The organism is Burkholderia sp. SR8, from assembly GCF_052851275.1.
In genome coordinates, this window is sequence record NZ_JAULUC010000006.1 from 257,248 (window position 1) to 271,147 (window position 13,900).

The 13,900-nt window shown below is 67.2% G+C and carries 14 protein-coding genes; 9 read left to right on the forward strand and 5 right to left on the reverse strand.

The genetic code is table 11. The annotated features are described in order from the left end of the window. Positions 1-33: 33 nt before the first annotated feature. The 3 genes from Q3A80_RS10230 to Q3A80_RS10240 all read left to right on the forward strand — a co-directional run bounded on the left by Q3A80_RS10230 (position 34) and on the right by Q3A80_RS10240 (position 3,202). Positions 34-1,380, forward strand: coding sequence for a chloride channel protein (locus Q3A80_RS10230; protein ID WP_446328927.1), 1,347 nt, complete (start codon positions 34-36; stop codon positions 1,378-1,380). A gap of 251 nt (positions 1,381-1,631) precedes the next feature. Further along, on the forward strand, positions 1,632-1,946 hold the full coding sequence (locus Q3A80_RS10235; RefSeq protein WP_446328928.1) for a helix-turn-helix domain-containing protein: 315 nt from the start codon (positions 1,632-1,634) through the stop codon (positions 1,944-1,946). Further along, positions 1,943-3,202 (forward strand): type II toxin-antitoxin system HipA family toxin, encoded by a 1,260-nt coding sequence (locus Q3A80_RS10240; protein ID WP_446328929.1) that lies wholly within the window; start codon positions 1,943-1,945, stop codon positions 3,200-3,202. Before Q3A80_RS10235 ends, Q3A80_RS10240 begins: the two co-directional genes overlap by 4 nt. A 197-nt stretch (positions 3,203-3,399) precedes the next feature. Here the strand turns inward: Q3A80_RS10240 and Q3A80_RS10245 are convergent, their stop codons facing one another. Together Q3A80_RS10245 and Q3A80_RS10250 are read right to left on the reverse strand one after the other, a co-directional pair. Beyond that, entirely contained in the window at positions 3,400-4,827 is a 1,428-nt protein-coding gene (locus Q3A80_RS10245; RefSeq protein WP_446328930.1) for a cytochrome-c peroxidase, read from the reverse strand. Between the two features lie 108 nt (positions 4,828-4,935). Next, complete coding sequence (locus tag Q3A80_RS10250; RefSeq protein WP_446328931.1) at positions 4,936-6,609, reverse strand: phospholipase C; 1,674 nt, start codon at positions 6,607-6,609, stop codon at positions 4,936-4,938. Positions 6,610-6,963: 354 nt separating this feature from the next. Here Q3A80_RS10250 and Q3A80_RS10255 point away from each other — a divergent pair, with 354 nt between their 5' ends. Then, the gene (locus Q3A80_RS10255; RefSeq protein WP_446328932.1) at positions 6,964-7,875 is read left to right on the forward strand and encodes an EamA family transporter; all 912 of its coding nucleotides are present in this window, start codon (positions 6,964-6,966) and stop codon (positions 7,873-7,875) included. 33 nt (positions 7,876-7,908) lie between these two features. On the opposite strand, the gene Q3A80_RS10260 is transcribed toward Q3A80_RS10255, so the two are convergent. Then, the gene (locus Q3A80_RS10260) at positions 7,909-8,382 is read right to left on the reverse strand and encodes an Lrp/AsnC family transcriptional regulator (RefSeq protein ID WP_006479071.1); all 474 of its coding nucleotides are present in this window, start codon (positions 8,380-8,382) and stop codon (positions 7,909-7,911) included. A gap of 319 nt (positions 8,383-8,701) precedes the next feature. Between Q3A80_RS10260 and Q3A80_RS10265 the strand changes: the two genes are divergently transcribed. The 5 genes from Q3A80_RS10265 to Q3A80_RS10285 all read left to right on the forward strand — a co-directional run bounded on the left by Q3A80_RS10265 (position 8,702) and on the right by Q3A80_RS10285 (position 12,553). Further along, positions 8,702-10,087 carry an amino acid permease gene (locus tag Q3A80_RS10265; RefSeq protein WP_446328933.1) on the forward strand — a complete coding sequence of 462 codons (1,386 nt, stop codon included), beginning with the start codon at positions 8,702-8,704 and terminating at the stop codon, positions 10,085-10,087. A gap of 52 nt (positions 10,088-10,139) precedes the next feature. Further along, entirely contained in the window at positions 10,140-11,342 is a 1,203-nt protein-coding gene (locus Q3A80_RS10270; protein ID WP_446328934.1) for an amino acid aminotransferase, read from the forward strand. A 141-nt stretch (positions 11,343-11,483) separates the two neighbouring features. Beyond that, positions 11,484-11,882, forward strand: a complete 399-nt coding sequence (locus tag Q3A80_RS10275; RefSeq protein WP_446328935.1) for a DUF488 domain-containing protein — start codon at positions 11,484-11,486, stop codon at positions 11,880-11,882. A gap of 124 nt (positions 11,883-12,006) precedes the next feature. After that, the gene (locus Q3A80_RS10280; RefSeq protein WP_446328936.1) at positions 12,007-12,297 is read left to right on the forward strand and encodes a DUF1488 domain-containing protein; all 291 of its coding nucleotides are present in this window, start codon (positions 12,007-12,009) and stop codon (positions 12,295-12,297) included. Positions 12,298-12,313: 16 nt separating this feature from the next. Beyond that, positions 12,314-12,553, forward strand: a complete 240-nt coding sequence (locus Q3A80_RS10285; protein ID WP_446328937.1) for a UDP-glucose 4-epimerase — start codon at positions 12,314-12,316, stop codon at positions 12,551-12,553. Between the two features lie 66 nt (positions 12,554-12,619). On the opposite strand, the gene Q3A80_RS10290 is transcribed toward Q3A80_RS10285, so the two are convergent. Together Q3A80_RS10290 and Q3A80_RS10295 are read right to left on the reverse strand one after the other, a co-directional pair. Continuing rightward, on the reverse strand, positions 12,620-13,393 hold the full coding sequence (locus Q3A80_RS10290; RefSeq protein ID WP_446328938.1) for a helix-turn-helix domain-containing protein: 774 nt from the start codon (positions 13,391-13,393) through the stop codon (positions 12,620-12,622). Positions 13,394-13,410: 17 nt separating this feature from the next. After that, complete coding sequence (locus Q3A80_RS10295; RefSeq protein WP_446328939.1) at positions 13,411-13,818, reverse strand: response regulator; 408 nt, start codon at positions 13,816-13,818, stop codon at positions 13,411-13,413. Between the last annotated feature and the right edge of the window lie 82 nt (positions 13,819-13,900).

A 13,900-nucleotide genomic window follows, 5' to 3' on the forward strand; every position in this document is an offset into this window, starting at 1 on the left:
GCGCCGTCCTTCCGACTCTCGTTCGCCGATTCCATGCGCCTCGATCTCCCGTCCGCTCCTGCATCTGCTTCGCCGTCCGCCAGTCCGTTCGCCAGTCCGTTCGCGCGGATGGCTGCCGTCACGATCCTGACCGGCGTCGGCGCGGGGTTCGGCGGGATGCTGCTTGCGCTGCTGCTGCACGCGATCCAGCACGTCGCGTATGGCTACAGCCTCGCGCACGCGGTCGGCACCGAGAGCTTCCTCACGGGCGTGAGCCGGGCCGACCCGCTGCGCCGCGTCGCGGTGCTCGCCGTTTGCGGGCTCGTCGCCGGCGGCGGCTGGTGGGCGCTGTACCGCTACGGCCGGCCGCTCGTCAGCATCCGTCGCGCTGTGCGCGCGGCCGATTCGCGGATGCCGTTCGTCAGCACGACGGTTCACGCGCTGCTGCAGATCGTCACGGTCGCGCTCGGGTCGCCGCTCGGCCGTGAAGTCGCGCCGCGCGAGATCGGCGCGCTGCTGGCCGGCCAGCTCGCGCACCGCGCGGGGCTGACGCCGGCCGACTGCCGGCTGATGGTCGCGTGCGGCGCAGGTGCCGGCCTCGCGGCCGTCTACAACGTGCCGCTCGGCGGTGCGGTATTCGTGCTCGAAGTGCTGCTCGGCACGTTCGAATTGCGCGCGCTGGTGGTCGCCGTGGTCACGTCGGCGATCGCGGCCGTCGTCGCGTGGATCGGCCTCGGCAACGAACACCAGTACACGGTGCCGGCGTTCGTGCCGAGCACGCCGCTCGCCGCATGGTCGATCGTCTGCGGGCCGCTGTTCGGTTTCGCCGCGTACGGCTTCGTGCGGCTCACGACGCGCGCACGCGCCGATGCGCCGAAGGGCCGGCTGCTGCCGGTGCTCGCGCTGGTCAACTTCGCGGTGATCGGCATGCTCGCGATGCGGTTTCCGCAGTTGCTCGGCAACGGCAAGGGGCCGGCGTCGCTGGGGTTCGACGGCACGCTGACGATCGGCCTCGCGGCGACGCTGCTCGTGCTGAAGGTGGCGATCGAGGCAGCCAGCCTGCGCGCCGGTGCCGAAGGCGGGCTGCTGACGCCCGGTCTCGCGAACGGCGCGCTGCTCGGCGTCGTGCTCGGCGGGCTGTGGAGCGTCGCGTGGCCCGGGGCGTCGATCGGCGGATGCGCGCTGGTCGGTGCGACCGCGTTTCTCGCCGCTTCGATGCAGATGCCGATCACGGCTGTCGTGCTGGTGCTCGAATTCACGCGCGCGAATCACGACAGCCTCGTGCCGATGCTGCTGGCCGTCGCCGGTTCGCTCGTCGCGTACCGGTTCGCGCAGCAATTGGCGGAGCGGCGGCAGAATGCGATCGCGGCCGTCAGCACGACGGAGGCGGCTGCTCGCTAGCTGGTCCACGGCAGGTCACATCTACGTATCGGAGAATGTGACGAACCGCGCCACGCGTTGGCGTGTTTGGACTGCTTCTTCCCGATGCGCGAAGCGCACGGGTCGCGAGGCATAATTCCGTCATGAAGTGGCTTGGCATCGAAAATCCGGCCGTAAGACCCAACAAGCGGGAATAACTCTTCTTGCACGCACTTCGTCCATAACTCTATAATATTGTGAGTTATGAGCGATATCGCGACACAAGACCCACTATGTTGGAATTAAGCTTCCGCAAACCCGACGAAATCGTCGCACTGCTTTGCGCGCGGCTTCGCACCGAGCGTCTGGCGTTGCAGCTGACGCAGAGCGACGTGGCCGCCCGTGCCGGCGTCGGCGTCAATACCGTGTCCAATCTGGAAGCCGGCCGCAATGTGAGCCTCGAGACGGTCGTCCGTGTCGCGATGGTGCTGGGACGAAGCAAGGAACTCGAAGGATTGTTCCTGCCGAGGCTCGATAGCCTGGAAGACGTTCGCCGGTACGAAGAAAGTGCCAAACGCCGGCGCGTCAAGAGGGGCAACGAACAATGATCGAGCGGATCGATGTCTATTACGACGGCTGGGGGGAACACTGGCTGTGGGGATCGATGGTTTCTACGACAGCGATCACCGGGCGCCCGCTGATCGTATTCGAATACAGCGATGACGCGCGCAAGAGGGGGCTGGAACTGTCGTCTTATGCGCTCCCATTGGATGGGGCGAGGCTGCGCAAGGACTTTCCGGCCCACCACCTTGGATTGCCGGGACCCGTCTATGACGCGCTGCCCGACGGATGGGGCATGCTGCTGATGGACCGCCTCTTCAAACGCCGCGGTCTCAACGCTGCACGCATCGGGCCGCTGGAGCGGTTGGCGTACATTGGCAACCACGCAATGGGCGCCATGTCGTTCGAGCCCGTCGCGCCCGAGATCCGGGCACCGCAGCCGGATATTCCTCTCGATCGGCTCGCGGCCGAGGTCCAGGACGTCCTCGATGGTGACGGCGGCGAATTCCTTCATCGACTGCTGCAGGTCGGCGGCTCGCCGCAAGGCGCCAGGCCAAAGGCGCTGGTCTATCGTGATCCGCAGTCCGGCACATTTACCACGGCCGCGGTGGCGGGGTTTGACGCGTGGTTGGTCAAGTTCCCCGCTCGGCACGAGCATCCCGAGGTGTGCGCGATCGAAATGGTCTACGCCGAGTGCTTGCGCATGTGCGGCATCGAGACTCCCGACACGCTGCATTTCAATTTGCCTGACGGGATGGCGGCATTTGCGTCCCGGCGTTTCGATCGACTGGACGGTCTGCGCGTGCCCATGCAAAGCGTTGCGGCGTTTACCGGTGCCGATTACAAAACGCCGGGTGCGCTCGATTACGTGAACTTCTTGCGCGCGACGCACATGTGCACCAACGACGTACGCGAGAGGGCGCGGGCGTTTGAACGGGCTGTGTTCAATGTCGCGTTCAACAATCGCGACGATCATCCGAAAAACTTCGCGTACGTCATGTCGCGATCCGGCGATTGGAAGCTCGCGCCGGCCTACGATGTGACGTTCTGCGAGGGGCCGGGCGGTTACCACCAAATGGACGTCATGGGCGAGGCGTTGCGGATCGACCGAGCGGCATTGCTGGGACTGGCAAAGGAAGCGGAGCTCCCCGCAGCTGCTGCCGGCGACATGATCGACGGAATGTGCGGCGTGGCCAGCCAGTTTTCGGCCATTGCGAAGCGCCGCTACGAGGAAATCATCACCGAAGACACCTTGACGGACATTCAGCGCCGAATCGACGAGAACGTTGCGCTGCTCCGCTAGTGCAGCGCGGTTGCCGAAAGCGAACGGGCGGGACGAGTATTCGTCGAACCGACTCCGCAGCCCGCGGAGACGAATCAAGGGGGACAGGCGTCCGACAAGTCGTCCCCGACGCTAGTCAAGCTTACGAATCGAACTGCTGATCCCGCACGCGCGGCTGCCCCCCACCGCGGGCGCGAGCGGCAACCGACAGCCAACCGTCAGCGTACCGGCTCGTCCGTCAGCGTACCGAGAAACGCTTCGATATCCTTGATGTCCTGCTCGGTCATCGCGGGTTTGTCGCCGGGCTTGCGATCGAACGGCGCATCCGTCACGTCGACGTTCGCGCGGTACTTCGCCGGGATGTCGTCGTACACGTCGACCTTGCCGTCCGCGCCGCGCGAGTAGAACTTCTGCGGCGAGATGCTGCGTTCGTTGTAGAACGCCATCACCTGGTCGAGCGTATGGAACACGCCGTTGTGGAAGAACACCTGGCGCGTCGCCGCGTTGCGCAGCGTCGGCGTGAGGAACATCCCGCAATACTGCGTCTGGTCCTTCAGGTCGTCGCGGAACGGCCCGCACACGCCGAGATCGTGAAACTCGGGGTTGCGGTTCTGCGCGAGCGCCTGGTTGCGCGGCACACCGAGCGCCTCGTACTGGTAGTCGGTGAACATCGGCGGCAAGCCGTCCTTGCCCGGCTTCGACAAGTGGCAGCCCGCGCAGTTCGCCTTGTCCGGATCGTTGAAGAGCCGCAGCCCGCGCAACTCGGCCTGCGTGAGGCGCGCACGCCCTTCGAGCCAGCGGTCGTACTTGCTGTTGTACGGATGGAACGACGGATCTTCGACCTGGTACCGCGCGATCGCGAACATCGCCTCCGACACCGCGAGCTGCGGCGTGGAGAACACGCGCGGCCCGAACAGCTGCTCGAACTGCGCCCGATGCGACGACTGCGCGAGCTTGCGCGCAACGTCGTCGATGCTCGCGTTCGCCATTTCGACCGGGTTCAGCAGCGGCCCGAACGCCTGCTGCTGCAGCGTATCGGCGCGGCCGTCCCAGAACATCCCGCCTTGCGGCACGAGTTGCGGCGCGGCGGCCGTGCCGGCCACCTTCTGCGCCTTGACGACGCCGGCCGCCGACGCGGCCTGCTGCGCGACGCTCGGCGCCGCGTCGTTTTCGCCGGCATCGGGGCCGATGCTGAAGTTCGGCTGCCGGTACAGGTACATCAGCGACGGCGGCGGGCGGTAGCCCTGCTGCGTCATCGCGAGGCCGCCCGGCTGCACGTCGAGCGCGTTCGGCGGCCCGTACGCATGATCGGGGCTGTGACACGACGCGCACGACTGCTTGCCGGACGCAGACAGCGACGGATCGACGAACAGCGCGCGCCCGAGCTGCGCGACCGCGGACAGCGGCTGCGCGGCGGGGCGCTGCAACACGACCGGATGCGCGTTCGCGCCCGTCCAGTCCGCGACGACGTCGCCGATCGCCGCCGGCGTACGGGCCGGAAACGCGATTGCGAACGCGCCGTAGCCGAGCACGGCCGCGCCGAGCACGAATGCCGCGCGACGCAGCACGCGGGCAGGGGCGCGCGGCGCAGTGGTACCGGAAGCGCCGGACGCATCGGGAGGCGGGAACGCGGGACGAGCTGTCATGCTGTCGATCGAAAGTCGGATGCCGCGCAAAGGCGGCGCATTGAATGGAAACGGCCGGCGCACGATGCGCCGGCCTGCTGCTTGCCGCTACCGGTTATGCGATGCCGGTCAGATCGACGGCGCCGCGCTCAGCACGGTGCCTTGCGTCGGATCGAGATACAGCGGCGCGGTGTTCGGCTTCGACGCGAAATCGAACAGCCCGCGCAGGTCGCCCGCCGTCGCGTCGAACGAACCGCCGCCGATGCGCTGGCCGCCGAGCCAGTTGTCCTCGATGAAGCGCACGACGGACGCCTGGTCGATCATCGTGTGGTCGACGTAGTTCTGCTTCGCGTACGGCGAGATCACGACGAGCGGGATGCGCACGCCGGGGCCGCAGCGGCCGTTCACCGTGCCGCCGTTCACGCCGGTGGTGCCGCCCGAGCCGCACTTGCCGTTGCCGTTGACCTGGTCGACCGCATCCGACGATGCGCGCGTCGGCGCCGTGTACGCATGGTCGTACCAGCCGTCCGAGTCGTCGTAGGTGACGATCACGGCCGTGTTCTGCCAGTCGGGCTGCTGCTGCAGGAAGTTGACGACCTTCGTGACGAACGCCTGCTCGTCGAGCGGATCCGAGTAGCCCGCGTGCGCGTCCTGCGCGGCCGGCGCCTTCAGGAAGCTGACCGACGGGAAGTTGCCGGCCTTCACGGCCGCGAAGAAGTCGTCGGTGTCGTACTGGTGGTTGGCCGGTTCGGCGGTCTTGCCGTCGGCTTCGACGCTCGAACCGATCGCCGCGACCGAGCTCGGGCGCGTGTGCTGCGGGTTCGCGGTCGACGCGTAGTACTGGAACCAGTTGTGGTGCGGGATGTAGTCGGCCGTCGCGGCGTTCACGGCGGTGGCGACGGTGCTGCGGTTGCAGCCGGTCGTGCCGTTGCTGTTGGTCGTCGACAGGTTGAAACCGCCCATGAAGCCGCCCCACGTGATCTTCGCGCCGTTCAGCAGGTCGCCGATGTTCTTGCCGGTCATCATCGCCTGGTCGGTCGTGCTCGAGCACACGTCGAAGCCCGGATCGACGTCGTTGATCATCGTGAAGCCGCCCTGGCCGTCGTTGATGTAGTACGAGCTGGCCGCGAGCGTCGACGGCTGCTTCGACGTCTTGACGATCTGCATGCCGTTGGTCTGGCCCGACACGACGTTCAGCGCGCCCGGCGTCGACGGGCCGTACACCGTCGTGTACGCGTTGTCGCTCATCGCGAAGCGCTGCGCGTAGTTCCACAGCGCGGTGACGGTGTTGCCGTCGAAGTAGCCCATCACCTGGCCCTTCGTGCCGAACGCGCCGGCGCCGCCGGACGAGCCCTTGCCGGTGTATTTCGGGAACAGGTCGGCGAGGCCGTTGTCCTCGGCCTGCTGCTCGGCCGTGTACGCGTGGTTCTGGTCGGCGGTCGCGGCCTGCGTGCGATCGAGGCGGAACGGGTTCGCGGCGTCGGTGCCGTTGGCCGTGTTCGTGAAGTTCGGGTTCGCGGTGAGCAGCGTGCCCGTCAGCCCGTTGACCGTCGGCGTGCCGGCCTTCGCGGTGAACGCCGGTTCGCCGGCCGGGTTCGACGCGTTCGGGTAGGTGCCGAAGTAATGGTCGAACGACACGTTTTCGCCGTAGATCACGACGACGTGCTTGATCGGCGTGGCGGTCTGCAGCGCGTCCTGCGACGACACGGCCGGCGTCGACGTGGGATCGTCGCTGCCGCCGCAGGCGAACAGCGCAAGCGCTGCGCCGGCGCAGGCGGTGACGAGCAAGGCTTGACGGAACATCGGGAAACTCCAGGTAGGTTTTTCGATGGTGGAGACCGGCGCCGTCGCCGTGTCGGTTCGGCGCGGAGCGTGTGATCGTGAGAGAGCACCGGCATTGGAACAGCCCGGTATGAAGATATGGGGGCGGAGCGGTTTCGCGACGGTTGCGCCGCGGTATCGATTTCATTACGGCACGCGGCGCACCGAAAGAAACCGGAAAGGGACGGACCGGATGCCATCGTTGCGACACGGCCGTCCGCGCGCGAGATCGCGGCCGCCGCCGCCGCGTGGGCCGGGCGACGGCGAGCGGCGGATGGATTCGGCCGGCAGGCGGGCCGGCGCGCTTTTTTGACAATCCCGTGACGCATTCATACGATGGTCGGCCTGCGGCGACGATTTCGCGTTGCCGGCCGTCAGCGAGTATTCAGCGTGCCGATTCCCGTTTTGTTCGCCGTCCTGTGTGCCGCGTTCCTGCATGCGTCATGGAATGCGCTCGTGCGCAGCAGCGGCGACCGGCTGCGCTCGGCCACGGTGCTGCAGATCGCGATCGGGCTGTTCGCGCTGCTGTTCCTGCCGGCCGCGGCGCCGATCGTGCCGGCGAGCTGGGCGTGCGTCGTCGCGTCGGCGGTGATTCACGTCGTCTATACGCTGCTGCTGGTGCGCGCGTACGAGCACGGCGACCTGACCGTCGCGTATCCGGTCGCGCGCGGCACCGCGCCGCTGCTCGTCACGCTGGGCGCCGCGACGTTTGCCGGCGAACGTCTGAATGCGGGCGCGCAGTGCGGGCTCGTGCTGATCTGCGCGGGCATCATGGCGATCGGACTCGGGCGCGGACGCGATGCGCGGCACCGGATGACGCAGGTGTTGCCGACCGCGTTCGCGACCGGCGTGTCGATCGCCGCGTACAGCGTGGTCGACGGGATCGGCGTGCGCGAAAGCGGCAGCACGGTCGGCTATACCGCGTGGATGTTCGTGCTGACGGGCTTGCTGATGGCCGCGTACTACCGGTTGCGCGCAGGCCCGTTGCGGCTTGCGCAGGATGTCGGCGAAACGGCGAAGGCCGCGTGCGGCGGCGTGTTCGCGGCGCTCGCGTACGGGATCGTGATCTGGGCGATGGATCGCGCACCGATGGGGCCGGTGTCCGCGCTGCGCGAAACGAGCGTGGTGTTCGCGGCGCTGATCGCGCGGGTCTATCTCGGCGAGCGGCTGACGCCGCGCCGCGCGGGCGGGTGTCTGGTGATTGCGTGCGGGGCGCTGTTGATCGGCGCGTTCGAGGCGGTTCACTGAGCGCGGCTGCCCGGCAGCGCGCGGCCCGTCGCGTCAACTCTCCACCGGCATCGCACTCGTGCACTTGATCTCGTCGAGACACACGCTCGAATGCACGCCGCTCACGCCGGGGATGCGCATCAGCGTCTCGAGCAGGAACGTCGACAGCCCCTTGAGGTCGTGCGCGACGACCTTCAGCACGTAGTCGATGTCGCCGGTGACCGAGAAGCACTCCTGGATCTGCGCGAGATCCGACACGAGTTTCTGGAACTTCGACAGGTCGCGGATATGCCCGCGCTCCATCGTCACGTGCACGAACGCGGTGACGCCGAACCCGAGCGTATCGGGGCACAGACGCGTTTCGTAACGGCGGATCGCGCCGATTTCCTCGAGCCGGCGGTGGCGCCGCAGCGTCTGCGCGGGCGACAGGCCGACGGCCTTCGCGAGGTCGAGGTTCGACGCGCGGCCGTTCTCCTGCAACACCGACAGCAAGTGGCGATCGATGCGATCGAGAACCGGTTCAGGCATTTTTGTTTCCTCATCTGTCTCCTGGATGCAATCTTATCTCATAATGTAGGGTTTGCATGAGCGGGTTACGCAACCCGATTTCGCCGTCGCGACGCTAAACTGACGCCGGATTTTCGTGTGCGGCCGCAGCAATGCGGGCGACAGCGACGGTCGGCGGCCGGTCCGGCGGGCCTGCGGACAGGAATCGGGCGTCGCCGCGCGAAGATTGCAGTCCCCAACCCGGCGGCCCCACGAACGGCGGCCGGCACAGTAAAACAGCGCCCGGCACACCGAGGCGCGCCGCACCGCTTCCGGCGGAGGCGGACAGAGTGGAGAAGACATGGTTTCTGGAAACGAGAAGGACGGCCTGAAGCGGGGGCTGAAGAACCGGCACATCCAGCTGATCGCGCTCGGCGGCGCGCTCGGCACGGGGCTGTTCCTCGGCATCGCGCAGACGATCAAGATGGCCGGCCCGTCCGTGCTGCTCGGTTACGCGGTGGCCGGCGTCGTCGCGTTCTTCATCATGCGCCAGCTCGGCGAGATGGTCGTCGACGAGCCCGTCGCCGGCTCGTTCAGCTACTTCGCCGACAAATACGTCGGCCACTTCACCGGCTTCCTGTCCGGCTGGAACTACTGGGTGCTGTACATCCTCGTCAGCATGGCCGAGCTGTCGGCCGTCGGGATCTACGTGCAGTACTGGTGGCCCGGCGTGCCGACCTGGGTGTCCGCGCTGGTGTTCTTCGTCGCGATCAACCTGCTGAACCTGGCGAGCGTGAAGTCGTACGGCGAGACGGAATTCTGGTTCTCGATCATCAAGGTCGCGGCGATCGTCGGGATGATCGGCTTCGGCGGCTGGCTGCTCGCGAGCGGCCATGCGGGGCCGGAGGCGAGCGTCGCGAACCTGTGGCAGCACGGCGGCTTCTTCCCGAACGGCGTGTCGGGGCTCGTAATGTCGATGGCGGCGATCATGTTCTCGTTCGGCGGGCTGGAGCTGATCGGGATCACCGCGGCCGAGGCCGACGATCCGAAGCGCAGCATTCCGCGCGCGACGAACCAGGTGATCTACCGGATCCTGATTTTCTACATCGGCGCGCTCGCCGTGCTGCTGTCGCTGTATCCGTGGGAAAAGGTCGTCACCGGCGGCAGCCCGTTCGTGCTGATCTTCCATGCGCTCAGCAGCAACATGGTCGCGAACGTGCTGAACGTCGTCGTGCTGACGGCCGCGCTGTCGGTCTACAACAGCGGCGTGTACAGCAACAGCCGGATGCTGTTCGGCCTCGCGAAGCAGGGCAATGCGCCGAAGGTGCTGTGCTCGGTGAACCAGCGCGGCATTCCGCTCGCCGCGCTCGGCGCGTCGGCGCTCGCGACCGGCGTGTGCGTGCTGGTCAACTACTTCATGCCGGGCAAGGCGTTCGAGGTGCTGATGGGCCTCGTCGTGTCGGCGCTGATCATCAACTGGGCGATGATCACGCTGATCCACCTGAAGTTCCGCCAGGCCAAGCGCATCGCCGGGGAGCAGACTTCCTTCCGCAGTCTGGGCTATCCTTTCACGAATTACCTGTGCCTGGCGTTCATGGCCGGCATTCTCGTCGTGATGTACCTGACGCCGGACCTCCGCCTGTCGGTGTACCTGATCCCCGTATGGCTCGCGGTGCTCGCGATCGGGTATCGCTTCCGTCAGAAGAATGCCGGCTACGCGTTGCGCGACCGCGCGTCCGTGCGCTGACGTCGCCGACACAGGCACCCCGACCATTCTTCCAAACGAGACCGACATAGCCATGTTCGAACACATCGACGCGTACCCGGGCGATCCGATCCTGACGCTCAACGAGAACTTCCAGAAAGATCCGCGCGATCAGAAGGTCAACCTGAGCATCGGCATCTATTTCGATGCCGAAGGCCGGATTCCGGTGATGGATGCCGTGCGCGAAGCCGAAACCGCGCTGCAGCGCGACCTCGGCCCGAGGCCGTATCTGCCGATGGTCGGCCTCGCCGCGTATCGCGACGCGGTGCAGGCGCTGGTGTTCGGCGCCGATCACCCGGCGCGGGCGGCCGGCCGCATCGCGACCGTGCAGACGCTCGGCGGCTCGGGCGCGCTGAAGGTCGGCGCCGATTTCCTGAAGCGCTATTTCCCGGACGCGCAGGTGTGGCTGAGCGACCCGAGCTGGGAAAACCACCGCTTCATCTTCGAGCGCGCGGGCTTCACGGTGAACACGTACCCGTACTACGACGAAGCGACCGGCGGCCTGAAGTTCGACGCGATGCTCGCGGCGATCGACGCGCTGCCGGCGCGCAGCGTCGTGCTGCTGCACGCGTGCTGCCATAACCCGACCGGCGTCGACCTCGACGAAGGCCAATGGGAGAAGCTGATCGACGTGATCGAGGCGCGCGGGCTGCTGCCGTTCGTCGACATGGCGTACCAGGGCTTCGGCGCGGGCCTCGATGCGGACGCGTTCGCGGTGCGCGAACTGGCCCGCCGCGGCGTGCCGGCACTCGTCGCGAACTCGTTCTCGAAGAACTTCTCGCTGTACGGCGAGCGCGTCGGCGGGTTGAGCGTCGTCTGCGAGGATGCGGCGGCTGCCGAGCGCGTGCTGGGCCAGCTGGCCGGCGCGGTGCGCTCGAACTACAGCAACCCGCAAACCTACGGCGCGAAGGTCGTCGCGACCGTGCTCAACACGCCCGCGCTGCGCAAGCAGTGGGAAGAAGAGCTCGCCGCGATGTGCCGCCGCATCGCCCGCATGCGCCAGTCGATCCACGACGGCCTGCGCGACCACGTCAGCGGCGAAGCGCTGACGCGCTACGTGAAGCAGCGCGGGATGTTCACGTACACGGGCCTGACCGAATCGCAGGTCGACGCGCTGCGCGAAGTGCACGGCGTGTATATCCTGCGTTCGGGCCGCATGTGCGTCGCGGGCCTGAACGATTCGAACGTCGGCATCGTCGCGGACGCGATCGGCAAGGTGCTGAAGAGCGGCGTCTGACCGGCGCGCCTGCGGGCGCTGCGGCTGCAGCGTCGAAACCGGCTGTCTCCCGCGCGGAGGCAGCCGGTTTTTTGTTGCGCGCCGGCGGCGCGGCGTTACGATGACGGATCGAGCGCAGCGCATTCACGACGAAGGAGCGGCATGGCAATTCGGATCGTACGGCTCGGCTCGCCGCGCGCGGCCGGCGAGGGCGTGAGGATCGGCACGGTGCGGCGGCCGCCGCGCGGCGTACCGAAGGCGGAATTCGCGACGCGCAACTACTATGATGTATGGTTGCCGACGCTGTCGCCGAGCCCCGAACTCGTCGCGCAGGCGCTGGCTGCCGAAACCGACGCCGAATGGCGCGCGTTCACGCGCCACTTCCGCGCGGAGATGGCGCATGGCGACGCGCCGAAGGTACTGGACCTGCTCGCCGCGCTGTCGGCGACGAGCGCATTCTCGCTCGGCTGCTATTGCGAGGACGAGCGCCGCTGCCATCGCAGCGTGCTGCGCGAGCTGCTGGCGGAGCGCGGTGCGGCAATCGACGCCGACGCGGGCTGAACCGCGTCCGGCCGCGCGATGACGCGCCGCATCGTGCGGCGCAGCGAGCCGGTTGACGTGGGTCAAGCGTGCGGCGAGGCGGGCCGCTATGCTCATGTCATGGATGTCACGGGATCTCCCGACGATGACACGCGGACAGATGCAGATTGCCTTTCCACCGGAACCGCCCGAATATTGCGCACGCGATCTGGTCGTCGCGTTTTCGGCGCTGGTCGACGGCCGCTGCGTGCAGTGCGCGATCACGGCCGAAGCGCTGGAAGACCATTTCGGCGCGCCGTCGCTGCTCGAACGCGACTTGCTGGAGGCGTTCGAAGCGCATCGGTCGGCGATCGAGGCGATGGCACGACGAATGCTCGATGAAATCGGCGGCCGGCCGGTGCTGCTGCACAGCGGTCATTTCCGGATCGGCGACTGACACCGCAGGAGGGCGCATGACACTGCAAGGCACGCTTCATGAACGCGACTGGTCGGTCGAAATCGAGACGCGGCCGTGCGAATCCGGCGAGTTCCGCTGCCGCGTGTCGGTCGAGCATGGCTCGGGGCCGGCGCGCTTTCATCATACGTTCGAGCACAGTCACGCGTACGCGACCGAGCACGAGGCCGCGATCGAGGGGCTGCGGGCCGGGATGACATGGATCGAAATGAAGGCATCGCAGACGTTCAGCGTATGAACCGCTTCCGGCGCTTCCGGCGCATCCGGGCTGCCGGCGGTCGCGCCGTGACGCGTGCCGCGTCGGTCAGACTTCCGCGAGCGCCTGCGCGTCGATGATCCGCACACGCTTGCCGCGCGTTTCGACGAGCGCGTCGCGATGGAACCGCGAGAACATCCGGCTGACCGTCTCGAGCTTCATGCCGAGATAGCAGCCGATTTCCTCGCGCGTCATGCGCAGGTTGAATTCCGATGCCGAATAGCCGCGCGCCTCGAAACGCGACGACAGGTTCAGCAGGAAATGCGCGACGCGCTGCTCGGCCGACATCGTGCCGAGCAGCAGCATCTGGGTCGATTCGCGGACGATCTCGCTGCTCAGCATCTGATACAGAAAGTGCTGCATCGGCTTCATTTCGCGGCACGCGGCCTCGAGCGCGCCGAACGGGATGATGCACACGACGCTGTCCTCAAGCGCGATCGCGTCGCAGCAGTGCCGGCCGCCGCCGATGCCGTCCATCCCGAGCGTTTCACCGGCGATCTGGAAGCCGGTCACGTGTTCGCGTCCGTCGCGATGCATCATCACCGTCTTGAACGACCCCGCACGGACCGCATAGATGCTCTGGAACGGATCGTCGGTGCGAAACAGCGCGTCGCCCTGGCGGACGTGCCGGGTCGAGCAGATGATCGCGTCGAGCCGGCCGTACTCGTCGGCGGTGAGGTCCGGCGGCAGGCACATCGAGCGCATCGCGCAGACCGAGCAGCGCGCAGCCGGATGTTTGGCGACGTCGGTGCGTGCGACCGCATGAAGCGGAATCGCGGGCCGGCGCGCGACGGGCGGGGCGCAGGCGGTGGCGGTAGACATGAGTCACTCCGGCTCGGTCAGGGGTGGCGCGCGCGAGCGTGCACCAGGGATTCGATGACGCGGCATGCAGCGTCGAATTCGGCGGTCTTGTCGAAGAAATGATCGGCGCCGGCTGCCGCACATGCCTCTCTGAATGCCGGCGCCGAGTGGTTCGTCAGCACGATCGTGACGACCTTCGGCGCGGCCTTCGACAGCATCCCGATCAGCTCGAGACCGCTGCCGTCCGCGAGCCGCAGGTCGACGATCACCACGTCCGCGCGGCTGCTGACGATCTGCAGCCACGCGTCCTGGCCGTCTTCGGCTTCGCCGACGACCACGACACCGCTGATCGCGCCGACGAGCAGCGCGATCCGCTGCCGGACGGCGACGGCGTGATCGACGAGGAATACCCTGAGCGCGGCATCGGGTGGCAGGCTGGCATTCATGCGCGCAGTATCGTGTTGCGCCGCCAAAAATGAAATCGGCCGAGTTGGAAGTTTGTGTAGGCCGCTTCGCCGCGTTGTAGGG